The organism is Rhizorhabdus wittichii, assembly GCF_017607425.1.
Taxonomy (GTDB): domain Bacteria; phylum Pseudomonadota; class Alphaproteobacteria; order Sphingomonadales; family Sphingomonadaceae; genus Rhizorhabdus; species Rhizorhabdus wittichii.
In genome coordinates this window covers 3,088,575-3,114,912 of sequence record NZ_CP059319.1, presented here as the reverse complement: position 1 = coordinate 3,114,912, position 26,338 = coordinate 3,088,575, and the positions used below count along the sequence as shown (strand labels likewise).

Sequence of the window (26,338 nt, the reverse complement as noted above, 5' to 3'; positions counted from 1 at the left end):
CGATGGCGCGGGGGCTGGAAGCCGCGATGCTGGCGCAGCAGACGGAGCTTCCGCCCGTCTACGCCGCCACCTTGCCCGAGCCGGTGATCCTCGCCGCGACCCAATGGGGGCACGGCCTCGCCGCCTTCATGTTCGCGGCGCTGGTCTGCTGGCAGGCGACGGTGCGCAGCGGCGGGCCGCGCCGGATCGCGCTGACCCTCGCCTGCGCGCTGACCGCGCTCTGGTGCATGCTCGTCGCGCGCTACGGCGCGGGCGGCATATCGTCGAGCGTGGCGAAGAGCCTCGCCGACATCGCCTGGCTCGGCTTCCTCTTCGCGCTCCAGCCGCCGGTCGCGGCCGGGCGGCGGCGGCCGGCGATCATCGCCATCTACGCGCTGCTCGGGGCGCTGCTGCTGGCGGCGATCGTCATCAAGCTGCTGCCGCTCGCCTTCACCGGCAGCCCGCGCATCCAGGCCGGCCTGTTCCTGACCGGCCAGTCGCTGCGCGTCGCCAGCGCGATCGGCGGCCTCTGCCTGCTCCACAATCTCTATACCGCCGCCTCGCCGGAGGCGCGCTTCGGGCTCGGCTCGCCGATGCTGGCGCTGGCGGTGATGTGGACCTTCGATCTCAACCTCGCGACCGTCGCCTATCTGATCAACGGCTGGCCGACCGGGCTGTTCGGGCTGCGCGGGGTGGTGATGGTGCTGATCGCGCCGCTGCTGGTGACGGTCAGCCGCCTCGCCACGCTCGATCGGATGCGGGTGTCGCGCGCCACCGGCTTCCAGACGCTGACGCTGGTGCTGAGCGGCGCCTATCTGGCGGCGATGGTGCTTACCGCGCGGCTGCTCGCGGTGGTCGGCAACCTCGCTTTGCTGCCGCGGCTCACCGTCGCCGCCTTCTTCGTCGCCTTCGCGCTCTCGCTCTTCCCGTCGACCCGCTATCGCCAGCGGCTCAAGAAGACGCTCGGCCGCCAGCTCTTCCAGCATCGCTACGACTATCGCCTCGAATGGCGCCGCTTCACCGAGACGGTCGGCCAGCCCGGCGAGGATGCGCCGCCGCTCGCCGAACGGACGGTGAAGGCGATCGCAGACATCTTCGATTGCCCGGGCGGCCTGCTGATGCTGTGCGGCCCCGACGGCGGGCTGGAGGCGTCGGCGCGCTGGAACTGGCCGTCGCTCGATCCGCCGCTCGCCGCCGCCGGCACCGGCCTCGCCCAGCATCTCCAGGCCGATGGCGTCGTCGAGGTCGAGCGGCTGCGCCGGGGCGAGGAACCCGAGGCGGCGGCGCTGGTTCCCGCCTGGATGGTCGAGGAGGAGGAGGCCTGGGCGCTGGTGCCGCTGATCCATTTCGACCGGCTGGTCGGCGCGGTGCTGCTCGAACGCCCGCGCGAGCCGCGCCTGCTCGACGACGAGGACCACGACCTGCTCCGCGTGGCGGGGCGGCAGGTCGCCAGCTACCTCGCCGAGGCGCGCGGGCAGGAGGCGCTGTCCGACGCGCGCCGCTTCGACGAGTTCAACCGGCGCTTCGCCTTCATCATGCACGACATCAAGAATCTGGTGAGCCAGCTCAGCCTGCTCGCCCGCAACGCCGAACGCCACGCCGACAAGCCCGAGTTCCGCGCCGACATGATCGACACGCTGCAGAATTCGGTCGGCAAGATGAACGACCTGCTCGCGCGCCTGTCGCAGCATCATCGCGCCCGGCCCGACGAGCCCGCGCCCCATTCGCTGCGCACGCTGGTCGAGGAGGTGGTGCGCGATCGCTCGGGCGGCCATGGCATCCGCATCGTTGGCCGCGACGACGTGATGGCGACGGTCGATCCCGACCGCTTCCAGCAGGCGCTCGGCCACCTCGTCCAGAACGCGATCGACGCGAGCGATCCGGCCGCGCCGGTCGAGGTCGCGATCGGCCGGCGCGGGCTGGAGGCGGTGGTCGAGGTCGTCGATCGCGGCTGCGGCATGTCGGCCGAGTTCGTCCGCACCCGCCTGTTCCATCCCTTCTCCTCGACCAAGGACGGCGGCTTCGGCATCGGCGCCTATGAGGCGCGCGCGCTCGTCACCGGCATGGGCGGCCGGCTGGAGGTGCAGAGCCGTCCCGGGGAGGGAAGCCGTTTCACCATCGTCCTGCCGCTGACCGCGCTGCTCGGCGGCGACCTGTCGAAGGGAGCCGCATGAGCACCGCCAAGCCCCGCCTGCTGATCGTCGAGGACGACGAGGGGCTGCAGAAGCAGCTCCGCTGGGCCTATGAGGATTATGAGGTGGTCTCCGCCACCAACCGCCAGGCGGCGATCGACGCGCTGCGCCATTACGAGCCGGCGGTCGTCACCCTCGATCTCGGCCTGCCGCCCGATCCCGACGGCACGAGCGAGGGCTTCGCCACGCTCGACGCGATCCTGTCGCTCAAGCCGGACACCAAGGTGATCGTCGCCTCGGGCCATGGCGCGCGCGAAGGCGCCCTCCGGGCCGTCGCGGCGGGCGCCTACGACTATTACCACAAGCCCGTCGACATCGACGAGCTCGGCCTGATCGTCGCCCGCGCCTTCCACCTCCACGGGCTGGAGCAGGAGAATGCCCGGCTCCAGGCGCAGGGCGACGGCGATGCCGAGGACGGCCTGCTCACCAACGACCCCGCGATGCTCAAGGTCGTCCGCACGATCGAGCGCGTCGCCAACACCGACGTCTCGGTGATGCTGCTGGGGGCGAGCGGCACCGGCAAGGAGGTGCTCGCCCGGCTGCTCCACAAGGCGAGCAAGCGGAGCGGCGGCGCCTTCGTCGCGATCAACTGCGCCGCCATTCCCGAGAATCTGCTCGAGGCCGAGCTGTTCGGCTATGAGAAGGGCGCCTTCACCGGCGCGATCAAGACCACCGAGGGCAAGATCGAGCAGGCGCAGGGCGGCACCCTGTTCCTCGACGAGGTCGGCGACATCCCGCTGCCGCTCCAGGTCAAGCTGCTGCGCTTCCTCCAGGAACGGGTGATCGAGCGGATCGGCAGCCGCAAGCCGATCGCGGTCGACACGCGGATCGTCTGCGCGACCCATCAGGACCTCGACGCGATGATCGCCGAGGCGCGCTTCCGCGAGGACCTCTATTACCGCCTCGCCGAGATCGTCGTCCGCATCCCGCCGCTCGCGCAGCGGCCCGGCGACGCGCTGCTGATCGCCCGCGCGCTGCTCAGGAAGCTGGCGCGCGAGATGGACTCGCCGGTCAAGGGCTTCGCCCCCGACGCGCTCGCCGCGATCGACGGCTGGCGCTGGCCCGGCAACGTCCGCGAGCTGGAGAACAAGCTCAAGCGCGCGGTGATCATGGCCGACGGCAAGCTGGTGACCGCCGACGACCTCGACCTCACCCCGGATCGGGAGGACGGCGGCTACCTCAACCTGAAGGCCGTCCGCGAAACCGCCGACCGCGCCGCCATCACCCGCGCCCTCGCCCGCAGCGAAGGCAATATCTCCAGCGCCGCCAAGATGCTCGGCATCAGCCGGCCGACCCTCTACGACCTGCTGCGCCAATACGGGATCGAAGCCTAGCCCCCACAAACGTCACCCCAGCGAAGGCTGGGGTCCATGTCTCTCACCAGCCAGATGCCCTCCGGGGAGACAACAGACATGGATGCCAGCCTCCGCTGGCATGACGGCGGTTGTTGTTCTATCCCCCGCCGCCATGACCGACCCCGCCATCCTCGCCCGCATCGCCGACGCCCTTGAGCGGATCGCGCCGCCGCCCGCGCCGCATGCCGATCCGGCGGCGCATCCCGCCTATGTCTGGCGCGACCATGGCCTTGCCGCGGCCCGCGTCTTTTCGCCGCTGCCGCTCGACCTGCTGACCGGGGTCGACACGCAGAAGGCGGCGCTGCTCGACAATGCCCGGCGGTTGGCGACCGGCGCCGCCGCGCACGACGTGCTGCTGTGGGGCGCGCGCGGCGCGGGCAAGTCGGCGCTGGTCAAGGCGACCGTCGGCGAGCTGCGCGGGCAGGGCCATGACGTCGCGCTGATCGAGATCGCCGGCGAGCGGATCGAGGAGCTGCCGCGCCTGTTCGCGCTGATCGCCGACGTGCCGCGCGCCTTCGTCCTGTTCCTCGACGATCTCGGCTTTGACGAAGGCGCTTCCGGGGCCGCGGGCGGACAGGGCCCGCGCCTGCTGCGCTCGATGCTCGAAGGCGGGGCCGAGGCGCGCCCGGCCAATGCCCGGCTCCACGTCACCGCCAACCGCCGCCACATCGTCTCGCGCGACCTGCGCGAGCAGGACAGCCCGATCAACCCGCGCGACGTGGTCGACGACAAGCTCGCGCTCGCCGACCGCTTCGGCCTGTCGCTCGGCTTCCACGTCTGCGACCAGGACACCTATGTCGCGATGGTGCAGGGCTATGCCGACCGCTACGGCCTCGCCTTCGAACCGCTCGACGCGATCGCCTGGGCCACCCAGCGCGGCAGCCGCTCGGGCCGCGTCGCCTGGCAATATGTCGTCGAACTGGCGGGGCGGGCCGGTAAAAGAATCTAAAAAATAAGCCCCTCCCTGCAAGGGAGGGGGAAGGGGTGGGTGGCGAGCGTAGCGAGCCTGCTTCGTCGGTCCCGCAGAACTCCGTAGAGGGGCATCGAGCCCCTCTACTCCGTACCCCACCCTTACATCCCTCCCCTGAAGGGGAGGGAGATTCCTTCTTTCTAAACAGCCGCCGGCAACCGCACCCGAATCTGCAATCCCCCCAGGTCCTCGCTCTCCTCCAGCGCGATCGTGCCGCCATAGATGCCGATCACGTCGCGGACGATGGCGAGGCCGAGGCCGGTGCCGGGCTTGCCCGTGTCGAGCCGCGCGCCGCGTTCGAACAGCTTGCCGCGCTCGGCCTCGGGGATGCCGGGGCCGTCGTCCTCGATCAGCAGCTCGACCCAGTCGGCCTTGCGCCCGTTGGGCAGGTCGGTCGCGACCCGCGAGACGGTGACGAAGACGCGGCCCTGGCCATATTTGGCGGCGTTCTCGATCAGGTTGCCGAGAATCTCGTCGAGGTCCTGCCGCTCGACATGGGCGACCGCCTTCTGGTCGCCGGCCAGGTCGACGGTGACGTGGCGGTGCATCCGCGCCATCGCCCGCTCGACCGCCTTGAGCGACGGCCAGATCTCGGAGCGCGCCTGGGCGTTGGCGCGCCGGCCGACGGCGCGGGCGCGGGCGAGGTGATGGTCGACCTGGCGGCGCATCGTCATCGTCGTCCGCACCACCGTCTCGGCCAGCTCGGGGCTGTTCGCGGTCGCCTCGTTCATCAGCACGGTCAGCGGGGTCTTGAGCGCATGGGCGAGGTTGCCGGCGTGGCGGCGCGCCTCCTCGGCCTGCCGCTCGTTATGGGCGAGCAGCTCGTTGAGCTCCTCGACGAGCGGGCGGACCTCGTTGGGGAATTTCGCGTCGATCCGCGCGCTGATGCCGGAGCTTACCGCCGACACCGCCCGGCGCAGCGTCCTGAGCGGCCACAGCCCGTAGGTCGCCTGGAGCGCGGCGAGGATCAGCAGGCCGAGGCCGAGGATCGCGAAGGACCGCACCAGCGTCCGCCGCAGCACCGCGATCTGGTCGTTGAGCCCGGCGCGGCTGGCGGCGACCTGGAAGCGCCATTCGGTCGCCGATCCCGGCAGCCGCACCTCGCGGTCGAGCACGCGCAGCGGCTCGCCGTCGAACTCGTCGCTGTCGGCGACGTGGAGGGTGCGGCCATGGTGCGGATCGCCCTGGCGCAGCGCCCGGTCCCACAGCGATCGCGATCGGAACGGCTCATGGGCATGGCCCGACACCTGCCAGTAGAGCCCCGAATAGGGTTCGAGGAAGCGCTGGTCGCCGAGCGGCCGGTTGAAGCGGACCTCGCCGTCGGGCCCGATCTCGGCCGAGGCGATCATCGCGTTGAGCACATATTCGAGCTGCGCGTCGAAATTGCGGGTGATCGCCTCGCTCAGCACCCGGTCGAGCGCGAAGCCGCCGCCGACCAGCAGCACGCCGATCCACAGCGCCGCGATCGAGATCATGCGCCGGGTCAGCGATCCGGTCGAGGCCCTGCTTTCGAGGGCCCGAGCCCGCGCTGCCGCGAAGATGCGTCTTGGACCTTTAAGGATGGGATCGAGTCTCACCGATGTCTCTATCCTGCCGTCATTCCCGCGAAAGCGGGAATCCATGGACGGCGGCCCGCAAGAGATCGGACGTTCCGTGACCGTGGATTCCCGCTTTCGCGGGAATGACGGGAGAGGCCGGCGCGGCGCGCAGGCCGGCATGGGCCGACTGTCGGCACGCCCTAAGCAGGGTCATCCAGCGAATAGCCGAGACCGCGGATTGTGGTGATGACGTCCTGGCCCAGCTTCTTGCGGATGCGGGTCACGAACACCTCGATCGTGTTCGAATCGCGATCGAAATCCTGGTCGTAGATATGCTCGATCAGCTCGGTGCGGCTGACCACCTTGCCCTTGTGGTGGAGCAGGTAGCTGAGCAGCTTGTACTCCTGCGCGGTCAGCTTCACCGGCTCGCCGGCCAGCGTCACCTTGCCGCTGCGGGTGTCGAGCCGGACGTCGCCGGCGATCAGCTCGGACGAGGCGTTGCCCGAGGCGCGGCGGATCAGCGCGCGCAGCCGGGCGATCAGCTCCTCGGTCTGGAACGGCTTGGCGAGATAGTCGTCGGCGCCCGCGTCGAGCCCGGCGACCTTGTCCGACCAGCTGTCGCGCGCGGTCAGCACCAGCACCGGCGTGTCCTTGCCCTCGCGCCGCCAGCGGTCGAGCACGGTCAGCCCGTCGACCTCGGGCAGGCCCAGGTCGAGGATGATCGCGTCGTAGCTCTCGGTCGATCCGAGGAAATGGCCGTCCTCGCCGTCGGTGGCCAGGTCGACCGCATAGCCGGCGCCTTCGAGCGTGGCGCGGAGCTGGCGGCCAAGATTGGGTTCATCCTCGACGATCAGGACGCGCATGCATTTCCCTCTTCCGGCCCCTGTGCGGGGGGTTATTGTCCGACGCGGCCCAGTTCACGCCCGGTGCGGCCGTCCATGTCCATCCATATCACCGAACCGCCACGCTGAAACTTGAATCGATAGCGTCCGGTTCCCGGATCGAATTCCGATCCGATCATCTGGCCGTCGACCCGGCCCTGCGCGCGGGCGCGCATTTCCTGATAGGGAAGATATTGGCCGGACCGGACGCCGGCGCGCAGCGCGTCCTGCTCGGGCACGCGATTCCGGTCCGCCGTGGCGGGGGAAGCGGCAACGACGAGCAACGCCAGCGACAGGGCGGCAAGAGGTTTACGCATTGACATGGGCTATTGGCATAGGGTCAGGGGCTTGAATAGGGCATGAATGTTCGTGTCTCCACGGAATCTCCACACCTGTTGCATTGCGAAGACACATGTCCGCTCCGATCCTCAGCTATCAGAACCTCGGTCTCGTCCAGGGCAGCGGCTGGCTGTTCCGCGGCCTCGACATCAATATCGCCCCCCGCGACCGGCTGGCGCTGATCGGCCGCAACGGCGCGGGCAAGACGACGCTGCTCAAGCTGCTCGCCGGCCGGATCGATTCGGACGAGGGGCTGCGCACCATCGTCCCCGGCACCCGCGTCGTCCTGCTCGAACAGGAGCCGTCGATGGCGGGCCACGCCACGCTGCGCGATTTCGCGCTGGCCGGGTCGGACGCCCCGCCCGCGCATGAAGTGGAGGCGATCGCCAGCCAGATCGGCATCGACCTGTCGCGCGACGCGGCGAGCGCGAGCGGCGGCGAGCGGCGCCGCGCCGCGATCGCCCGCGCGCTGGCGATGGAGCCCGAGGTGCTGCTGCTCGACGAGCCGACCAACCATCTCGACCTCGCCGCGATCGAGTGGCTCGAATCCTGGCTCGGCCGCTATGCCGGCGCCTTCATCGCGATCAGCCACGACCGCACCTTCCTGACCCGGCTGACCCGGCAGACGCTGTGGCTCGACCGGGGCGGCATCCGCCGGGCCGAGGTCGGCTTCGGCGGGTTCGAGGCCTGGACCGAGAAGGTCCATGAGGAGGAGGCCCGCAACGCCGAGCGGCTCGACGCGAAGCTGAAGATCGAGGAGCACTGGATGCTGCGCGGCGTCACCGCGCGGCGGCGGCGCAACCAGGGCCGCCTCGCCAAGCTCCACGAGATGCGGGCGCAGCGCAAGGCGATGCTCGGGCCGCAGGGCACCGCCCGGCTCGCCGTCGCCGCCGACGACGTCAAGACCAAGGTGGTGATCGACGCCGAGCACGTCACCAAGGCGTTCGGGGCCGGAGAGACCTCGCGCACCATCATCCGGGACTTCACCTTCCGGGTGACGCGCGGCGACCGGATCGGCGTGGTCGGCGCCAACGGCGCGGGCAAGTCGACCCTGCTCAAGCTGCTGACCGGCGAGATCGCGCCCGATTCGGGCAGGGTCAAGCTGGCCAAGACCCTCGACGGCATCGTCATCGACCAGCAGCGCAAGCTGATGGCGCCCGAGAAGCGGGTGCGCGACGTGCTCGCCGACGGCGGCGACTGGATCGAGGTGCAGGGCGTCAAGAAGCATGTCCACGGCTATCTCAAGGAGTTCCTGTTCGAGCCGGCGATCGCCGACGCCCGGATCGGAACGCTGTCGGGTGGCGAGCGGTCCCGCGTCCTGCTGGCGCGCGAGTTCGCCCGGCCCTCGAACCTGCTGGTGCTCGACGAGCCGACCAACGACCTCGACCTCGAGACGCTCGACCTCTTGCAGGAGGTGATCGCCGACTATGAGGGCACCGTCCTGATCGTCAGCCACGACCGCGACTTCCTCGACCGCACCGTGACGGTGACGCTCGGCCTCGACGGGTCGGGCAAGGTCGACATCGTCGCGGGCGGCTATGAGGATTGGGAAAGGCAGCGCACCGTCCGCGTCGAGACGAAGCGACCCGCCGCGCCCAGGGCCGAACCTGCCGCCGCGCCCAAGGCCAGGACCAAGCTCAGCTACAAGGACCAGCGCGACCTCGACCTGCTCCCGGTCGAGATCGAGAAGCTCGAAGCCGCGATCGCCCGTGACGAGGCGGCGCTGGCCGACCCCGACCTCTATGCCCGCGACCCGAAGCGGTTCGACGCGCTGATGAAGGGCATCGAGGCGGCGAAGGCGAAGAAGGAGGAAGCCGAGCTGCGCTGGCTCGAACTCGCCGAAATGGCCGAAAGCCTCTCTTAATTCCTCCCCGGCGAAGCCGGGGAGGGGGACCATCCGAAGGATGGTGGAGGGGTAGGGGTCGCAGACCCCTCCACCGCCTTCGGCGGTCCCCCTCCCCATGCGGTGCATGGGGAGGAATGAAGTGACGCATCCCGACGCCGAGCTGATCGCCGGAGCCCGTCAGGGCTCCGCAAGCGCGCACGCGCGCCCGAGCTTATGCGAGGATAGCCAAGCGGGCGGATGCCCGCGCCGGCGCCTGAGGCCAAACAAAATCAACCATCAGCGCCGGCACGGCGATGATGGTGGATGACTTCGTCAATAACGAAGCGCAGGAATTTCTCGGAGAAGTCGGGATCGAGATTCGCGCTCTTCGCCAGCGAGCGGAGGCGGTCGATCTGGATCTGCTCGCGGCCCGGATCGGCGGGGGGCAGGCCGGTGGCGGCCTTGTGCTCGCCCACCGCCTGGGTGATCTTGAAGCGCTCCGCCAGCATGAAGATCAGCGCGGCATCGATATTGTCGATGCTCTCGCGGTAGCGGCTCAGGATCTCATCGGCCATGCGGCGGCGTTCCCTTCTTTCTTGGCGGCATCGCCTATCGGGGATCGACTCCGCGCTTGGCAAGCGCCGAGTACGCCCGAAGCGGCAGCTTCCGGTCTTGCCTTTCGCGGCGGTGCGGCCCATGGGCTCGCCCATGACAGCGACCGTCACCCCGATCCGCCGCGAGGCGCAGCCTTCGCTCGATCCGATCATGGCGCTCGTCGCCGCCGACATGAATGCGGTCAACAGCGTGATCCTGGCGCGGATGCAGTCGGACGTGCCGCTGATTCCCGAGCTGGCCGGCCATCTGATCGCCGGCGGCGGCAAGCGGATGCGGCCGATGCTGACGCTCGCCTGCGCCAAGCTGCTCGACTATGCCGGGGAACGGCACCACAAGCTTGCCGCCACGGTCGAGTTCATCCACACCGCGACGCTGCTCCACGACGACGTCGTCGACCAGTCGGGCCTGCGTCGCGGCCGCAGCACCGCCAACATGATCTGGGGCAATGCCGCCAGCGTGCTGGTCGGCGATTTCCTGTTCAGCCGCTCGTTCGAGCTGATGGTCGAGGACGGCTCGCTGCGGGTGCTACGCATCCTGTCGAACGCCTCGGCGGTGATCGCGGAGGGCGAGGTCAACCAGCTCACCGCGCAGCGCCGGATCGAGACCAGCGAGGAACGCTATCTGGAGATCATCGCCGCCAAGACGGCGGTGCTGTTCGCCGCCGCCTGCCGCATCGCCGCCGTCGTCGCCGAGCGCGAGCCGGCGGTCGAGGAGGCGCTCGACCAATATGGCCGCTATCTCGGCATCGCCTTCCAGCTCGTCGACGATGTGATCGACTATGTCTCGGACGGCGCGACGATGGGCAAGGACGCGGGCGACGACTTCCGCGACGGCAAGGTCACCCTGCCGGTGATCCTGGCCTATGCCCGCGCCGAAGCCGCCGACCGCGATTTCCTGCGCGAGGCGATCGAGGGACTGCGCAACGAGGACGAGGACCTCGTCCGTGCGACCGGCATCCTGCGCGGCACCGGCGCCCTCGCCGACACCGCCGCCCGCGCCCGCCACTACGCCCAGCGCGCGATCGACGCGCTCGCCAGCTTCCCGGCCGGCCAGGCCAGGTCCGCCCTGATCGAAGCCGCCCAGTTCGCGGTGTCCCGGGCCTATTGACCGCCTTCCCCCCTCCCTTTCAAGGGAGGGGCCGGGGGTGGGTGCGAGCGTAGCGAGCTTGCGCCGATCGTCGCGTAGAACTCCGCCAAGGGGCGTCGAGCCCCTCGGCTCCGTTACCCACCCCTACGCCCCTCCCTTGAAAGGGAGGGGGAGATAAGGGCAAACCCTTCCCCATGCTGCCGATCGACGCCGTCCTGCCCGACCTGATCGCCGCGCTTCGCGACGGGCCGAACGCCGTGCTCGTCGCCCCGCCGGGCGCGGGCAAGACGACGGCGGTGGCGCCGGCGCTGCTCGGGCAAGAGTGGTGCGAGGGACAAATCCTGTTGCTCTCCCCCCGCCGCCTCGCCGCCCGCGCCGCGGCCGAGCGGATGGCCGAGCTGGCCGGCGAGCCGGTCGGCCGGACGATCGGCTATGCCACCCGGCTCGACGCCAGGCAGTCGGCCGCCACCCGCATCCTCGTCGTCACCGAGGGCATCTTCGTCAACCGCATCCAGGCCGATCCCGACCTGCCCGGCGTCTCGGCCGTGCTGTTCGACGAGGTCCATGAGCGCAGCCTCGACAGCGATTTCGGCCTTGCCCTCGCGCTCGACGCGCAGGCGGCGCTGCGGCCCGACCTGCGCCTCGTCGCGATGTCGGCGACGCTCGACGGCGGGCGCTTCGCAGCTCTCATGGGCGCCGCGCCGCTGGTCGAAAGCGAGGGGCGCAGCCACCCGATCGAGATCCGCCATGCCCCGCGATCGGCCGAGAAGCGGATCGAGGACGACATGGCCGCGACGATCCGCCGCGCGCTGGCGGAGGAGAGCGGCAGCCTGCTCGCCTTCCTCCCCGGCGTCGCCGAGATCGAGCGCACCGCCGAGCGGCTCGAAGCGGGGTTGCCCGGCGACGTCGTCCTCCACCGGCTGCACGGCTCGCTCGAACCCGCCGAGCAGCGCGCCGCGATCGCGCCCGCGCCGCCGGGCAAGCGCAAGCTGGTGCTCGCCACGTCGATCGCGGAGACCAGCATCACCATCGACGGGCTGCGCATCGTCGTCGATTCGGGGCTCGCCCGCCGGCCGCGCTACGACCGCGCGGCGGGGATGACCCGGCTCGTCACCGAACGGGCCAGCCAGGCGGCGGCCACCCAGCGCGCCGGCCGCGCCGGGCGCCAGCAGCCGGGCGTGGTCTATCGCCTGTGGGAGGCGGCGGCGACCGCCGGCCTGCCCAAATATGACCCGCCCGAGATATTGGAGACCGACCTGTCGGCGCTGACGCTCGACTGCGCGCTGTGGGGCGTCGCCGATCCGGGCACGCTGCGCTGGCTCGATCCCCCGCCCGAGGCCGCGATCGGCGAGGCGCGCCAGCGGCTGGCGCGGCTGGAGGCGATCGACGAGGACGGCCGCCCGACCGCGCATGGCCGGGCGATCGCCGCGCTGCCGCTGCCGCCGCGCCTCGGCCATATGCTGATCCGCGCCGCCGAGGGCGGTTTCGCCGAGACCGCGGCCGAGGTCGCGGTGCTGCTTTCGGAACGCGGGCTCGGCGGCTCGGATGCCGATCTGGAGCTCAGGCTGCGGCGCTGGCGCGGCGAGCGCGGCAAGCGGGCCGAGGGCGCGCGCCAGCTCGCCGGGCGCTGGGCGCGGCTGGCGGGGAAGGGTGGCCGCGACGACGCGATGATCGCCGACTGCGTCGCGCTCGCCTATCCCGACCGGGTCGCGCGGCGGCGCTCGGCCTCGGGCGAGGACTGGATCTCGCGCGGCGGGCGCGGCTTCCGGCTCGATCCCGCCTCGCCGCTGGCGCGCAACGAATGGCTCGCCGTTGCCGAGATCCAGGGCGCGGCCTCGGGCGCGCGCATCCTGTCGGCGGCGCCGATCGACCCCGACGAGGTCGAGCGGCTGTTCGCCGATCATATCGAGGTCCGCCGCACCGCCCGCTTCGATCCCGCGACCGGCGCGGTCGAGGCTCGGCGCGAGCGTCGGCTCGGCGCGATCCTGCTCGCCGCCGGGCGCGACGAGACTGCTTCGCCGGCGATGATCGGCGCCGCGCTGATCGACGCGGTCCGCACCCGCGGGCTCGACCTGATCGACTGGTCCGAGGGCGCGGCGGCGCTGCGTGCCCGCGCCGCCTTCGCGGCCGAACAGGGCGGCGAGCTGCCCGACCTGTCCGATGCGACGCTGATGCTCACCCTCGACGACTGGTTCGCGCCGCTGGTCGAGGGCAAGCGCCGCCTGTCGGACATATCGGCGGCCGAGCTGTCGAACGCGCTCCACGGCCTGCTCGGCTGGGACGGGCGCCAGGCGCTCGACCGGCTCGCGCCCGAGCATCTCCAGTCGCCGGCCGGCAGCCGCCACGCGATCGACTATGCGGCCGAGGGCGGCCCGGTCGGTGCGGCCGCAGGCGCTGTTCGGCCCGTCGGCGCATCCGATGGTGGCGGGCGGGCGGGTGCCGCTCACCCTGCGGTTGACCTCGCCGGCCGGCCGGCCGATCCAGACGACCAGCGACCTGCCCGGCTTCTGGGCGGGAAGCTGGACCGCGGTCGCCAAGGAGATGCGCGGCCGCTACCCCCGCCATCCCTGGCCCGACGACCCCGCCGCCGCCGATCCGACCCTGCGGACCAAGAAAGCGGCGCAGCGTCCTTGACGGGGGCCGCCGCGCTGCGGCATGGCGCGGTCAACACGGACTCTCTTCGGAAACGGTCACATGGCGCACGCACGTATCTATCAGCGGATCAAGAACGCGATGCAGTCGGGCCGCGCGCGCACCAACAGCTGGGTGCTCGAATATGAGCCGACCGAGGCGAAGCGCCCCGATCCGCTGACCGGCTGGGCCGGTTCGGGCGACACGCGCGGCCAGGTCCGCCTGTCCTTCCCGTCGCTGGAGGCGGCCAAGGCCTATGCCGATCGCGAGGGCCTCACCGCCCATGTCGTCGCGGGGCCGGAGCGGACGCTCAAGCTCCAGGCCTATGCCGACAATTTCATGGTCGGCCCGATCAACCTCTGAGGCTTTTCCGAGCCCGCTTCTCTTCGTCATTCCCGCGAAGGCGGGAATCCACCGGGCAGCGATTTCCGAAGCAACAGAGGCTCGACCAAGCGGCCACATGGATTCCCGCTTTCGCGGGAATGACGGTTGGGGGAGGCTCGGGCGGCCTCAAAAACGATGGTCAGTCCGCCACGATCCCGCCGGCGAGCAGCAGTAGCACCCGCACGTCGATCATCTTGCCCAGCGCCCGTTGCTCCGCGACGAACGCTTCGACGCCGTCGAGGGGCACGCGGTGGACGACGATGTCCTCGCCCTCGACCCCGCCGCCGTCATGCACCCGCTCGAGCCCGGTCGCGCGGACCAGCGTGAAGGTCTCCGACACCATGCCGGGCGAGGAGGAGAATTCGCCGATCTCGTCGATCCGCGCGGCGCGATAGCCGGTCTCCTCCTCCAGCTCGCGGGCGGCGGCGGTCTCGACCGGCTCGCCCTCGGTCTCGTCGCCGATCAGCCCGGCGGGAAGTTCGATGCAGGCGCGCTTCAGCGGCACGCGATATTGCTCGACCAGCAGGACATGGCCGTCATCGATCGCCAGGATCACCGCCGCGCGGATGTTGCGCGCCCGGCCGACATATTCCCATTTGCCTTCGCGCTTGGCCGTGATGAAGCGGCCCTGCCACATGATCTCGACCGGGTCGGCGGTCACAGATAGATCATCCGGTTGGGGATCTCGTCGGGGTCGGTGCCGGTGCGGGGGAAATGTTCGGCCAGCACGTCGCCGATCGCGCCCACCGCCGCGACCATGCCGTCGGCCGGGCGGTCCGCCTTGCAGCCGTCGATCAGCAGCGCCATCGCCGCGCCCCAGGCGTCGGGCGAGACCTTCGCGACGATCGCCTCGTCGGCGACGATCTCGGCGCGATGCTCGGCCAGCGACAGGTAGAGCAGCACCCCGGTGCGGCTCAGCGTGCGCTGCTCGGTCGACGCCTTGAACAGCGCGACCGCGCGGGCGCGCACCCGCCGGGTCTTGGTCCGGCCCGGCGTGAACGCCATGCGCAGCGGCCACCAGCCGACGATGTAGCGGGTGCCGAGGAATTTGATCGTCGTCGCGAACACCAGCACGGTCATCCACTCGCGCATCGTCCAGACGTGCCAGCCGCCGGTGACGCGGTCGAGCAGGCCGATGTAGAATCCCGGAAAGGCCGCGTAGACGGCGAGCGCGAGCAGCGCGACCAGCGCCGCCCAGATCAGCGGCACGTCGTTGTAATTGTCCGACCGCTCCGAGACGATCGTCGCGATCTCGGCGTCGGAGCGCGCCTCGGCCGCGGTGACGGCGTCGGTCACGCGCTGGATGTCGGCCTCGCCGATACGCACCTTCTGGGCCATCACCAGCTCCCCGAGGATCCGCCGCCGCCGAACGACCCGCCGCCGCCGGAGAAGCCGCCACCGCCACCGCCCCAGCCGCCGCCGGAACCGCCGCCCCAATGATCGTCGTCGCCGCCGCCCCAGCCGGGGCCCCACAGCACGATCGGCCCGCTGCCGCCGCGATAGCGCCGGCCGCCGCCGAAGCGGCTGGCGATGCTCGACCCGACGATGAACAGCAGCACGATGATCCAGAAGATCAGCGCGACGGGCACGCCGCCTTCATTCTGCTTGCGGTCGTCGGCGACGATCTTCTGCGCGCGCGCCTGGGCCTGGTCCGGGGGAAGCTGGAGCAGCTGGATCAGCGCGTCGGCGCCGGCGGCGATGCCGCCCGCCATGTCGCCGTCGCGGAAATGCGGCAGGATCTGGCGCTGGATGATCACGCTCGACAGCGCGTCGGTGACGATTCCCTCCAGCCCGTAGCCGACCTCGATCCGCACCTTGCGCTCATTGGGGGCGATGAGCAGCAGCAGCCCGTCATTGGCCTTCTTGTCGCCGATCCCCCAGGCGCGGCCGAGCTTGTAGCCATAATCCTCGATCGGCTGATCCTCGAGGCTGGGCACCGTCGCCACCACCATCTGCCGCCCGCTCTGCTTGTCGAGCTGCTCGAGCTTGGCGGTCAGCGCCGCCTGCTGCTCGGGCGAGAGCAGCTTGGCGGCGTCGACCACGCGCCCGGTCAGCGGCGGGAATGTCTGCGCGAAGGCGGGGACGGCGAGGAAGAAGAGGGCGAGGAGGAGGGCGAAAAAAAGAGTCCCCCTCCCTTTCAAGGGAGGGGCTAGGGGTGGGTGGCGGAGCCGGAGGCTCGATGCCTCCGGCGCAGCATGGCGCGACGACCGGGGACGCTCGCTACGCTCGCGACCCACCCCTGCACCCCTCCCTTGGAAGGGAGGGGAAATTGCGCTTGCCGGCACGCTACCCTCAGAACTGCACCGTCGGCGCCTTGTCCGAACCGGCGCTCGCCTCGAACGGCTGCATCGGCTGGGCGCCGTGGAAGACCTTGGCGCCGATCGCGGTCGGGAAGGTGCGGATCAGCGTGTTATAGGCGCGCACCGACTCGTTATAGTCGCGGCGGGCGACGGCGATCCGGTTCTCGGTGCCCTCGATCTGGCTCTGCAGCGCCAGGAACTGGTCGCTCGACTTGAGCTCGGGATAATTCTCCGACACCGCCAGCAGCCGGCCCAGCGATCCGCTGAGCTGCGCCTGCGCGTCGGCGAAGGCCTTGACCTTGGCCGGGTCCTGCAGGTCGGCGCCCGAAAGCTGGATGCCGGTCGCGCGGGCGCGGGCGTTGGTGACGTCGGTCAGCACGGTCTTCTCCTGGGCGGCATAGCCCTTCACCGTGTTGACCAGGTTGGGGATCAGGTCCGCGCGGCGCTGATATTGCGCCTGGACGTCGGCCCATTTCGCCTTCGCCTCCTCCTGCGCGGTCGGCACGCTGTTGATGCCGCAGCCGCTCACCGCGATCGCGGCGACGGGGGCGAGCAGGGCGGCGGAAAAACGGCGGTCGATGGTCATATGCGGATCTTTCCCTGATATCGACAGTATTAGCCGGCAGGTAAGCGCGGCGTAACGAACTTCAATGGCCTGCTTGACCTTTATGGCATGGGCGTGATGATCGCGCCACGGCCAAGCAAATGGGGAACAGAACATATGTTGCAGGATTTCAAGGCCTTCATCAACAAGGGCAATGTCGTCGATCTCGCCGTCGCGGTGATCATCGGCGCGGCCTTCGGCAAGATCGTCTCGTCGCTGACCGACGACCTGATCATGCCGCTGATCGGCTACTTCACCGGCGGGCTCGATTTTTCGAGCCACTTCATCCGTCTCGGGGAAATCCCCGCCAACTTCACCGGCTCGGTCACCAGCTATGCCGACCTGAAGAATGCCGGCGTCCCGCTGATCGGCTTCGGCCAGTTCATCACCGTCGCCGTCAACTTCCTGCTGATCGCCTTCGTGGTGTTCCTCGTCGTCCGCGCGGTGCAGCGGTTCAACAAGGCCGAGGAAGCCAAGCCGGCCGAGCCCGCCGAGGACGTCGTCCTGCTCCGCGAGATCCTGGCCGAGCTCAAGAAGAAGGGCTGATCGCCAATAGGGGCCTTCAAATCCGCTGCGCACCCTCCTATATCGGGGGTGCCGGGTTCGCCCGGCTATGGCGATAAATGATGTCGTGGAATAGATGCAGCGGACCCGGGGGCAGTACCCGGCGGCTCCACCACAAATCCCGGATTTCCGGGGCTCGTGACGGGGCCGAACCAGGATCGACGTGTATTCAAAGACGATGTTTTTGCCCGGCCTGAATGCGCCGTTAAACCGTTCGAACCTACAAGTGCCAACGATAACGAGGCGCTCGCGATTGCCGCGTAACTGAGTCCTAACGGACGACGTTACAAGGCTTAAGCGCGGTTCGGTCCGCACCGGGCAACAGAAGCGGAATCCAGCGGTTCGGGGAGCACCGGGCAACAGAAGCTCCCCACTCTATTCGAGTGGCCTCAGGCGCCGGCGCGGACATCCGTCCGCTTGGCTTTCCTCGGATAAGCTCGGGCGGCCATTCGGCCTTGCGGGACGCTGCGCGTCCCGTGCCATCGCATGAGATGATCGTCGGAGCCCGACAGGGCTCCGCAAGCGCGAACGCGCGCCCGAGCTTATGCGAGGAAAGCCAAGTGCGCGGATGCGCACGCCGGCGCCTGAGGCTAAACAGATACTGTCTTTACACCGTAATACACTCTTGCCTCCGGCGATTCCGCCGATAGTCTCCCGCGCCATAACCCGCTCAGGGAGAAGCATTTCATGGATAGACGTCAATTCATCGGCTCGACCGGTCTCGCCCTTCTCGCCGGCATGATGCCGCGCCTGGCCGAGGCCGCGGCGACCGGCACCGCGGCCGACAAGCAGCTCGCCGCGATGGTCGAGAGGATGTTCGAGAAGCAGCTCGACGACAGCCCCGAGACCGCGACCAGCCTTGGCCTCGACAAGGGCGCCCGCGCCGGACAGAAGAGCAAGCTCGACGGCTACACCAAGGCCGACCAGGCCAGGACCCTTGCCGAGGACAAGGCTTCGCTCGCCGCGCTGCGCAAGCTCGACCGCGCCGCGCTGTCGCCCGCCGCGCAGCTCAACTACGATGTCGTCGTCTATATGGTCGAGCAGACCACCAGGGGCGGCTCCAAATATCCCTATGGCAGCAGCAGCGAATATTATGTCCCCTATGCGATCAGCCAGCTCAGCGGCCCCTATGCCTCGGTCCCGGACTTCCTCGATTCGCAGCATGTGATCGAGACCAGGGACGACGCCGACGCCTATGTCGCGCGCCTGCACGAATTCGCCCGCGTCCTCGACGAGAGCACCCGCTTCCAGCAGGACGACGTCCGCTACGGCGCCTTCGCCCCCGATTTCTGCCTCGATCTCGCGCTCGGGCAGCTCCGGGCGCTGCGCGACCAGCCGGCGGCGAAGACCGTCCTCGTCGACTCGCTCGTCCGCCGGACGGCCGAGAAGAAGATCGGCGGCGACTGGGGCGCCCGGGCCGAGACGATCGTCACCGCCGAGATCTTCCCCGCGCTCGACCGGCAGATCGCGCTCGTCACCGGCCTGCGCAAGGCGGCCAGCCATGACGCTGGCTGCTGGCGCCTGCCCAAGGGCGACGAATATTATGCCGACGCGCTGATGAACGCGACGACGACGACGCTCTCGCCCGAGGAGGTCCACCAGATGGGCCGCGAGCAGGTCGCCGAGATCAGCGGCCAGATCGATGCGATCCTGAAGAAGGAGGGCATGACCAAGGGGACCGTCGGCGAGCGGCTGACCGCGCTCAACAACGATCCGAAGCAGCTCTTCGCCAACACCGACGCGGGCCGGGCCGAGCTGATCGACTATATCAACGGGCTGGTGAAGGCGATGGAGGCGAAGCTGCCCGAGGCGTTCGCGACCCTGCCCAAGGCGCCGCTCGAGGTGAAGCGGGTGCCGCCCTTCATCCAGGACGGCGCGCCCAACGGCTATTACAACTCGGCCGCGCTCGACGGTTCGCGCGGGGCGATCTACTATATCAACCTCAAGGATACCGCCGACTGGCCGCGCTACGGCCTGCCCAGCCTGACCTATCATGAGGGCACGCCGGGCCATCACCTCCAGATCAGTCTCGCCCAGGAGGCGAAGGACCTGCCGATGCTGCGCAAGGTCGCGCCGTTCGGCGCCTATGTCGAGGGCTGGGCGCTCTATGCCGAGCAGCTCGCCGACGAGATGGGCGTCTATGAAAAGGACCCGATCGGCCGCGCGGGCTTCCTGCAGAGCTTCCTGTTCCGCGCGGTCCGGCTGGTCACCGACACCGGCATCCACTTCAAGCGCTGGAGCCGCGAGCAGGCGACCGACTACATGGTCGAGGCGACCGGCTTCGCCCGCCCCCGCACCCAGCGCGAGGTCGACCGCTACTGCATCTGGCCGGGCCAGGCGTGCAGCTACAAGGTCGGCCATATGAGCTGGGTCAAGGCGCGCGAGAAGGCGAAGGCGATCAAGGGCGCGGCGTTCGACCTGCGCCAGTTCCACGAGGTGCTGCTCGAAGGCGCGCTGCCGCTGACCATCCTCGAACAGGTCACCGAGGCGCGGGCGAAGGCCTAACTTCCCTCTCCCCTGGGGGAGAGGAGTTTGACCTCGATCCGCGATGCCCCCTTCCGTCATTCCCGCGAAAGTGGGAATCCACGGTTGCGGGGCATCCGTTCTCTTGCGGGCCGCCGTCCATGGATTCCCGCTTTCGCGGGAATTGTCTCTCGGGAAAATGATTTAAGAGTGGGTGGCTGGCGAGACGAGCTGCGGGGTGGCCACCCCGCAGCTCGTGGCGGCAAGGCGCCCGTGCGGGAATAGGTCGAAACGACCGACGTCATCCAGGGCTCTTGTCGCCCCAGCTTCGCATCGCTTGCTGACTTGAATGGGCCGCCTTTCGGCACGCCCGCAGACAATTCGAAGCATGGGACCCCAAGATGATACGATATGCCGACGAAATCCAGACAGCTCTTGGCCTCGACGTATCCCAGGACAGCGTGACCCTGTTCGACAGCGTAACCGGCCAGACCCTCACCATAGCCAACGAGACCCAGGCCCTCACGGCCGCGCTCGATCCGCTGCGCAACCGCGATCTGGCCGTATGCGAAGCGACCGGAGGCCATGAGGACAAGCTCCTCGCCGTCCTCTGCGGCCTCGCCATCCCCGTTCACCGCGGTGATGCCGCCAAGATCAAGGCCTATATCCGCTCCTTCGGCAAACGCGCCAAGACCGACCCCATCGATGCCCGCTGGCTCAGCCGCTACGCCATCGACCGCAGTCCCGGCCTGATGCGCTGGCAACCTCCCGAGCCTTGCCAGGCCCAGATCAGCCTCCTCGTCTCACGACGCCTCGATCTCGTCGCCATGAAGCGCCAGGAAACCAATCGCCTCAAGGCCCCTCGTGGGCATCTCGTCGCCGACGACATCCGCGACCATATCGCCGATCTCGAACACCGTATCCGCACCATCGAGGTTCAGATCGAGGAGCTCATCAACCAACACCGCGACCTCAGCTCCCGCGCTCGCGCCTTGCGATCCATCCCAGGCGTCGCCGCCGTCCTCGCTCCTCTCCTGATCGCAACCATGCCCGAACTCGGCTCTCTCAACCGCCGGCAGGCCGCAAGCCTCGCTGGTTGCGCCCCTCATCCCAGAGACAGCGGAAAACTCCAGGCCCGCCGACACAGCTCAGGCGGACGAAGGCAGATCAGGCCCGCCCTCTTCATCGCCGCCCTCGCCGCCGCTCGCGGCAAAAATCCTCTCGCAGACTTCTACAACGCACTCGTCCGCGCTGGAAAACCCAAACGCCTCGCTCTCGCCGCCCTCATGCGCAAAATCATCTGCATCGCCAATGCTCGCATCCGCGACGCTGCCAATCTCCAGCCTCAACTGACTTGATGACGGAAGAAGAACGGGCTTGACTCCCGCCTCTGGCGTACCGATCTGTAACATCCTCGACGCCATGAGGAGCTTGCGATGATCGACGTCTATTATTGGGGCACGCCCAACGGCCACAAGGTCACGCTGTTCCTCGAGGAAGCCGGGCTCGATTACCGCATCCATCCGGTCAACATCGGCAAGGGCGACCAGTTCGCCCCCGACTTCCTCAGGATCGCCCCGAACAACCGCATCCCCGCGATCGTCGACAGCGATCCGGCGGGCGGCGGCGCGCCGGTGTCGCTGTTCGAATCGGGCGCGATCCTGCTCTACCTTGCCGAGAAGACCGGCCGCTTCCTCCCCGCCGACCTGCGCGGCCGGGCCGAGGTGCTGCAATGGCTGTTCTGGCAGATGGGCGGGCTCGGGCCGATGGCCGGGCAGAACCATCATTTCAACGTCTACGCGCCCGAGAAGATACCCTATGCGATCGACCGCTACGTCAAGGAGACCGCCCGGCTCTACGGCGTGCTCGACAAGCGGCTCGCCGATCGCGCCTATGTGGCGGGCGGCGATTATTCGATCGCCGACATGGCGAGCTATCCCTGGATCGTGCCGTACGAGCGCCAGGGCCAGGACCTGGATGCCTTCCCCAACCTCAAGCGCTGGTTCGACGCGATCGCCGCGCGGCCGGCGACGATCCGCGCCTACGCCATCCCCGACCGCTTCCGCGACCTCCCCGAACCGAGCGAGGAGGAGCGCCGCCGCAACCTGTTCGGAACCCAGCCGGCGAACGCCTGACGCCCCGAACCACCCCCACCACCGTCATGCTGAACTTGTTTCAGCATCCACCAGGCCACATGCCTTGGCCATGAGGCTCTTGCGGCACGGTCTCTCCCGATCGCCGGGCTCATCCCCGCTCGCCGGTGGATGCTGAAACGAGTTCAGCATGACGAAGAAGGGAAGGCGATCCGCGCTCGCCAACCTGCCCAGCCGTGACCCTGCCGCGCCGAGCCGCCCGAAGCGGCTCGACAGGCGCGCGCGCGCCATATTAAGGACGGGGACGGCGATCGCGTTCCGCTGAGTTCCTCCAGCCGCGTCGGTTCGTTTCGGGAGTGTGTGCGGGTGGGTCGATGAAGTCGGCGCTGTTTCTGTTCGATCGGACGGCGGTATTGTTCCTGGGCGTCGCGGCCGGCGCCGCGATCGGCTACGCCTTCGGCGTCCGGCAGCAGGTCGAGGTGCCCGTCGCGGCGCCGTCCGAACTGGCGGTCGCCGGGCCGGAAGGCGCCGTCCCCGGCGCCGCGCCCGCGACCGCGCCGGACGGGAAGCCCGCGCCCGTGGCGCCCGGCCAGCTTCCGCAGCCGCCGGTGGTCGCCGAGAACCGGCCGATCCAGCCCGGCATCGTCAACGCGATCGCGGCCGGCCGTCCGGTCCGCGTCGGCGTGTTCGGCGACAGCTTCGGCGACGGCATCTGGTCCGCGCTCTACAACCAGCTCAGCCGCAAGGCGGGCTACCAGGTGATCAAGTACAGCCAGCAGGCGACCGGCTTCACCCGCTACAAGACGCTCAACCTCGAACAGCATGACCGCGCCCGTCTCGCCGACGCGCCGGTCGACGTCGCGGTGATCTCGTTCGGCGCCAACGACATGATGGGCGTCGCCGACGGCGGCCATGTCTATGCGCTGCTCACCCCCAACTGGAAGGCGGCGATCGCGCGCCGGGTCACCTCCTACGTCGCCATGCTCCGCTCGCAGGGGGCGATCGTCTACTGGGTCGGCCTGCCGAAGATGCGCGAGGCGGCCTATGACGCCGACGTCGTCCGCATGAACGCCTTCTATCGCGACCTGATGGGCCGGCTCGGCGTCGCCTTCATCGAGACCGCCCCCTATTCGGTCGATGCCGATGGCCGCTACGCCGCCTATCTGCCCGATCCGGCGACCGGCAAGCCGCAGCTGATGCGCGCCAATGACGGCATCCATATGTCGATGAACGGCTATGTCCGCATCACCCGCGGGCTGGCCGGGCGCATCCGTTCCTATGTCGATCAGGCGCGCGGCCAGGCGGGCGACGGCGCGCCGCCGCCGCCGGCCGTGGCGCCCGCGCCGCTGCCCACGCCGCTGGTGGTCCCGCCGCCGGTCAAGCCCGCGCCCGCGCCGAAGGCTCCCCGGATGGAGGACCCGCTGGCCGATCTGCCCGAGCCGCCCAAGGCCGCCAAGGCGCCGCCGCCCGAACCGGCGATGGCGCCCGCCAAGGGCGCGCCGGCCGACCTGCTGCCCCCCGAGATGCGCGACGAGGCGACCCGCCCCGACGCCGATCGCCGATGATCGGCCTGTTCGCCCTGGCCGCCGCGGCCGCTGCGGCGCCCGCCGTCACCGCCGATTGCGCGGGCGGCCTGTGCAACTATGCGGTGCTCAAGCCCTATTTCGACAAGCTGGCGGCGGCGCGCGGCGGCGGCGGCAAGCCGGTCCACATCCTCCAGATCGGCGACAGCCACACCGCCGGCGACGCGATCACCGGCGCCTGGCGCGACATGCTCCAGGCCCGATACGGCAGCGGCGGGCGCGGGGTGATGCCGCCGGGCAAGCCCTTCCAGGGCTATAATCCGCGCGGCGTCAGCGTCGACATGTCGGCGGGCTGGATCGTCTCCTCGATCTTCGGCCCCGGCTCGCAGAGCCCGCGCGGCGCGCGCGGCCTGTCGGGGTTCAGCATCACCTCGACCGCCGAGGGCGCGCGGATCGGGCTCACCGCCTCGGCGCTCGAGACCTTCAACCGCTTCGTGATCTGCGCGATCGCCGAGCCGGGCGCCGGCACGCTCGCGATCAGCGTCGGCGGGGAGGTCGAGCGGATGGAGCTCGGCTCGCTGATCACCCGCCCCGAATGCAAGGAGATGCGCTTCGACCGGCTGCAGCCGGCCGTGTCGGTGGTGACCGAGGGCGGGCCGGTGACGATCACCAGCTGGGCCACCTTCCGCGACGCGGGCGGGGTCGCGCTCTCCAACGTCGGCGTGGTCGGGTCGCAGTTCATCCATTTCAGCCGCAACGACGACGCCGTCGTCGCCGAGGAGCTGCGCAGCTACGATCCCGACCTGATCGTCATCGCCTTCGGCACCAACGAGGGCTTCGCGCCGCGCGTCAACCCGCAGGAATATGAGATCGCGCTGCGCAGCCAGATCGGCCGCATCCGCCGCCTCGCCGGCCGGGTGCCGATCCTGCTGCTCGGCGCGCCCGACGCGCTCAGCCGGCGCAGCGAGCTGCTCAACAACGCGCCGACGGTGACGCCGGCGCCGTGCATCGAGCCGGTGACGCTGCCGCCGCTCGCCGCCGAGCCGCCCGAACAGCCGCGCGCGCCGGACGGCATCGACGACGTCCTCGACGCGCTCGGCGAGCAGGCCGCGGTGGCGAAACCGACCGCGCCGCTGCTGCCCGCGCCCGCCGCCGCGGTGGCGAGCCAGCCGCGCATCGGCTGGGCGATCACCGCCCGCCCGCTCTTCCCGCCGCCGGGGCTGAAGGTGGTGCGCGAGGTCCAGCGCAAGGTCGCGCGCCAGCTCCGCCTCGGCTTCTGGGACTGGGAGGCGCGGATGGGCGGCCGCTGCACGGCGGTGAGCTGGGTCAAGCTGCAACCGACCCGGATGCGGCCCGACTATGTCCATTTCAACACCGCCGGCGGCCAGGAGATCGCCACCCGCCTCCAGGCCGACCTCGACGCCGCCGCCAATGCCGGGGGGCGCTGGTGAAGGGCCCCTCCCTTGACCGTCATTCCCGCGAAAGCGGGAATCCACGGTCACGGAGCATCCGGCCTCCTGCGGGCCGCCGTCCATGGATTCCCGCTTTCGCGGGAATGACGGCGGGGGCGGGGATGGCTCGCTAGATGCTGTTCCCCACCCTCGACTTCGGCCTGTTCTTCCTCGTCGCCTTCGTCCTCGTCTGGGCGGTGTCGGCGAGCAACGAATGGCGCAAGATCCTGCTGCTCGTCGCGAGCTGGGTGTTCTACGGCGCGTGGGACTGGCGCTTCGTCGCGCTGCTGATCGCCTCGGCCTTCCTCAACTGGGGATCGGCGCGGCTGATCTACGAGGCGCGGTCGCGGGCGACGCAGAAGGCGATCGTCGCCGTCGGCGTGGTCGCCAATCTCGGCATCCTCGGCTTCTTCAAATATTACGACTTCTTCCTCGAACAGCTCGGCGCGCTGCTCGCCGGCTGGGGGATGGCGCGCGATCTGCCGCTGATGCAGATCGTGCTGCCGGTCGGCGTGTCCTTCTTCACCTTCCAGGGCATGTCCTACCTGATCGACGTCTATCGCGGGCGGCTGCGGTCGGCGTCGCTGCTCGACATCACCCTGCTGATGTCCTTCTTCCCGCACCTCGTCGCCGGCCCGATCGTGCGCGGCGCCGACCTGCTGCCGCAGTTCGAGAGGACGCCCCGGCTCAACCGCGAGATGGTGGCGATGGGGCTGCTGCTGATCGTCTGGGGCCTGTTCAAGAAGGCGGTCGTCGCGTCGGAGCTGTCGGTCAACCTCGTCGATCCGGTGTTCTTCGACCCCTCGGCCCATTCGAGCCTCGACCTGCTGCTCGCCGCCTATGGCTATGCGGTGCAGATCTATTGCGACTTCTCGGCCTATAGCGACATGGCGATCGGCATCGCGGCGCTGTTCGGCTATCGCTTCCCGCGCAACTTCAACCAGCCCTATCGCGCCGCCTCGCTCCAGGATTTCTGGCGGCGCTGGCACATCAGCCTGTCGAGCTGGCTGCGCGACTATCTCTATATCGGGCTGGGCGGCAATCGCGGCGGCCTCGCCATGCAGTGCCGCAACGTCATGATCACCATGCTGCTCGGCGGCTTCTGGCATGGTGCCAAGTGGACCTTCCTGATCTGGGGCGGCCTCCATGGCGGCGTCCAGGTGATCGAGACGCTGTGGCGCAAGGCGGGGCTGCGCGGCCTGCCCCGGCCGCTCGCGATCCTCGTCACCTTCCATGTCGTGACGCTCGGCTGGATCTTCTTTCGCGCCGACAGCTTCGAGGGCGCGATCGCCTTCCTCGGCGGGCTCGCCGGCGGCGACTGGAGCAACGGGCTGACGACGCCGCTGCTCGCCGGACTGATGCTGCTCGGCATGGCGTTCCACTTCACCCCGCCGCTGCTCGCGCAGGGGATCGCGCTGCGCCTGCGGCTGCTGCCCGCGCCGCTGCTCGGCCTGTTCGTCGCGGCGGCGATCATCCTGATCGACGCGATGCGCTATGAAGGGGTCGCGCCCTTCATCTACTATCAGTTCTAGAGGAACCGGTCCG

General features: G+C 69.6%; 22 protein-coding genes, 1 other RNA gene and 1 pseudogene. 16 read left to right on the top strand and 8 right to left on the bottom strand.

Going from position 1 to position 26,338, the window contains the following annotated elements:
* The first annotated feature begins 2 nt into the window (after positions 1-2).
* The 3 genes from prsK to HRJ34_RS14580 all read left to right on the top strand — a co-directional run bounded on the left by prsK (position 3) and on the right by HRJ34_RS14580 (position 4,475).
* On the top strand, positions 3-2,153 hold the full coding sequence (gene prsK, locus HRJ34_RS14590; protein WP_226948795.1) for an XrtA/PEP-CTERM system histidine kinase PrsK: 2,151 nt from the start codon (positions 3-5) through the stop codon (positions 2,151-2,153).
* Entirely contained in the window at positions 2,150-3,505 is a 1,356-nt protein-coding gene (gene prsR, locus HRJ34_RS14585) for a PEP-CTERM-box response regulator transcription factor (RefSeq protein ID WP_030091779.1), read from the top strand. Before prsK ends, prsR begins: the two co-directional genes overlap by 4 nt.
* A gap of 133 nt (positions 3,506-3,638) precedes the next feature.
* The gene (locus HRJ34_RS14580) at positions 3,639-4,475 is read left to right on the top strand and encodes an ATP-binding protein (RefSeq protein ID WP_208631589.1); all 837 of its coding nucleotides are present in this window, start codon (positions 3,639-3,641) and stop codon (positions 4,473-4,475) included.
* A 161-nt stretch (positions 4,476-4,636) separates the two neighbouring features.
* Here the strand turns inward: HRJ34_RS14580 and HRJ34_RS14575 are convergent, their stop codons facing one another.
* The 3 genes from HRJ34_RS14575 to HRJ34_RS14565 form a co-directional block, all read right to left on the bottom strand.
* Entirely contained in the window at positions 4,637-6,073 is a 1,437-nt protein-coding gene (locus HRJ34_RS14575) for a sensor histidine kinase (RefSeq protein WP_208631588.1), read from the bottom strand.
* A gap of 161 nt (positions 6,074-6,234) precedes the next feature.
* Positions 6,235-6,897: a response regulator transcription factor gene (locus HRJ34_RS14570; RefSeq protein ID WP_012049631.1), complete on the bottom strand. Its 663-nt coding sequence runs from the start codon at positions 6,895-6,897 to the stop codon at positions 6,235-6,237.
* Positions 6,898-6,929: 32 nt separating this feature from the next.
* On the bottom strand, positions 6,930-7,232 hold the full coding sequence (locus HRJ34_RS14565; RefSeq protein WP_208631587.1) for a PepSY domain-containing protein: 303 nt from the start codon (positions 7,230-7,232) through the stop codon (positions 6,930-6,932).
* A gap of 95 nt (positions 7,233-7,327) precedes the next feature.
* Here HRJ34_RS14565 and HRJ34_RS14560 point away from each other — a divergent pair, with 95 nt between their 5' ends.
* Complete coding sequence (locus HRJ34_RS14560) at positions 7,328-9,118, top strand: ABC-F family ATP-binding cassette domain-containing protein (protein ID WP_029993046.1); 1,791 nt, start codon at positions 7,328-7,330, stop codon at positions 9,116-9,118.
* 251 nt (positions 9,119-9,369) lie between these two features.
* On the opposite strand, the gene HRJ34_RS14555 is transcribed toward HRJ34_RS14560, so the two are convergent.
* Positions 9,370-9,654, bottom strand: a complete 285-nt coding sequence (locus HRJ34_RS14555) for a chorismate mutase (protein ID WP_012049634.1) — start codon at positions 9,652-9,654, stop codon at positions 9,370-9,372.
* 121 nt (positions 9,655-9,775) lie between these two features.
* Between HRJ34_RS14555 and HRJ34_RS14550 the strand changes: the two genes are divergently transcribed.
* The 3 genes and pseudogenes from HRJ34_RS14550 to HRJ34_RS14540 all read left to right on the top strand — a co-directional run bounded on the left by HRJ34_RS14550 (position 9,776) and on the right by HRJ34_RS14540 (position 13,774).
* Positions 9,776-10,801, top strand: a complete 1,026-nt coding sequence (locus tag HRJ34_RS14550) for a polyprenyl synthetase family protein (protein ID WP_012049635.1) — start codon at positions 9,776-9,778, stop codon at positions 10,799-10,801.
* Positions 10,802-10,974: 173 nt separating this feature from the next.
* Positions 10,975-13,414, top strand: a pseudogene (gene hrpB, locus HRJ34_RS14545) (ATP-dependent helicase HrpB).
* A gap of 60 nt (positions 13,415-13,474) precedes the next feature.
* Positions 13,475-13,774, top strand: coding sequence for an ETC complex I subunit (locus HRJ34_RS14540; protein ID WP_029548591.1), 300 nt, complete (start codon positions 13,475-13,477; stop codon positions 13,772-13,774).
* 160 nt (positions 13,775-13,934) lie between these two features.
* Here HRJ34_RS14540 and HRJ34_RS14535 read toward each other — a convergent pair whose 3' ends face one another.
* The 4 genes from HRJ34_RS14535 to HRJ34_RS14520 form a co-directional block, all read right to left on the bottom strand.
* Positions 13,935-14,456: an NUDIX hydrolase gene (locus HRJ34_RS14535; RefSeq protein ID WP_226948794.1), complete on the bottom strand. Its 522-nt coding sequence runs from the start codon at positions 14,454-14,456 to the stop codon at positions 13,935-13,937.
* Complete coding sequence (locus HRJ34_RS14530) at positions 14,453-15,133, bottom strand: TPM domain-containing protein (protein ID WP_012049639.1); 681 nt, start codon at positions 15,131-15,133, stop codon at positions 14,453-14,455. Before HRJ34_RS14530 ends, HRJ34_RS14535 begins: the two co-directional genes overlap by 4 nt.
* The gene (locus HRJ34_RS14525; RefSeq protein ID WP_226948793.1) at positions 15,133-15,936 is read right to left on the bottom strand and encodes a TPM domain-containing protein; all 804 of its coding nucleotides are present in this window, start codon (positions 15,934-15,936) and stop codon (positions 15,133-15,135) included. Before HRJ34_RS14525 ends, HRJ34_RS14530 begins: the two co-directional genes overlap by 1 nt.
* A gap of 151 nt (positions 15,937-16,087) precedes the next feature.
* Positions 16,088-16,681, bottom strand: a complete 594-nt coding sequence (locus tag HRJ34_RS14520; RefSeq protein WP_012049641.1) for a LemA family protein — start codon at positions 16,679-16,681, stop codon at positions 16,088-16,090.
* 135 nt (positions 16,682-16,816) lie between these two features.
* Here HRJ34_RS14520 and mscL point away from each other — a divergent pair, with 135 nt between their 5' ends.
* The 9 genes from mscL to HRJ34_RS14480 all read left to right on the top strand — a co-directional run bounded on the left by mscL (position 16,817) and on the right by HRJ34_RS14480 (position 26,325).
* The gene (mscL, locus tag HRJ34_RS14515) at positions 16,817-17,245 is read left to right on the top strand and encodes a large conductance mechanosensitive channel protein MscL (protein ID WP_012049642.1); all 429 of its coding nucleotides are present in this window, start codon (positions 16,817-16,819) and stop codon (positions 17,243-17,245) included.
* 11 nt (positions 17,246-17,256) lie between these two features.
* Positions 17,257-17,599: a transfer-messenger RNA gene (gene ssrA, locus HRJ34_RS14510) on the top strand.
* Positions 17,600-17,950: 351 nt separating this feature from the next.
* Positions 17,951-19,768, top strand: a complete 1,818-nt coding sequence (locus tag HRJ34_RS14505) for a DUF885 domain-containing protein (RefSeq protein WP_208631585.1) — start codon at positions 17,951-17,953, stop codon at positions 19,766-19,768.
* A gap of 359 nt (positions 19,769-20,127) precedes the next feature.
* A complete protein-coding gene (locus HRJ34_RS14500) occupies positions 20,128-21,084 on the top strand; it encodes an IS110 family transposase (RefSeq protein WP_030093295.1) in 957 nt (318 codons plus the stop codon).
* A 78-nt stretch (positions 21,085-21,162) separates the two neighbouring features.
* Positions 21,163-21,861, top strand: a complete 699-nt coding sequence (locus HRJ34_RS14495) for a glutathione binding-like protein (protein WP_208631584.1) — start codon at positions 21,163-21,165, stop codon at positions 21,859-21,861.
* Positions 21,862-22,009: 148 nt separating this feature from the next.
* Positions 22,010-22,144 carry a hypothetical protein gene (locus HRJ34_RS29470; protein ID WP_264319399.1) on the top strand — a complete coding sequence of 45 codons (135 nt, stop codon included), beginning with the start codon at positions 22,010-22,012 and terminating at the stop codon, positions 22,142-22,144.
* Between the two features lie 49 nt (positions 22,145-22,193).
* Positions 22,194-23,384, top strand: a complete 1,191-nt coding sequence (locus tag HRJ34_RS14490) for a DUF459 domain-containing protein (RefSeq protein ID WP_208631583.1) — start codon at positions 22,194-22,196, stop codon at positions 23,382-23,384.
* A complete protein-coding gene (locus HRJ34_RS14485; protein WP_208631582.1) occupies positions 23,381-24,793 on the top strand; it encodes an SGNH/GDSL hydrolase family protein in 1,413 nt (470 codons plus the stop codon). The genes HRJ34_RS14490 and HRJ34_RS14485 overlap by 4 nt, the downstream gene beginning before the upstream one ends.
* Before the next feature lie 134 nt (positions 24,794-24,927).
* Positions 24,928-26,325: an MBOAT family O-acyltransferase gene (locus HRJ34_RS14480; RefSeq protein ID WP_208631581.1), complete on the top strand. Its 1,398-nt coding sequence runs from the start codon at positions 24,928-24,930 to the stop codon at positions 26,323-26,325.
* The last annotated feature ends 13 nt before the right edge of the window (positions 26,326-26,338 follow it).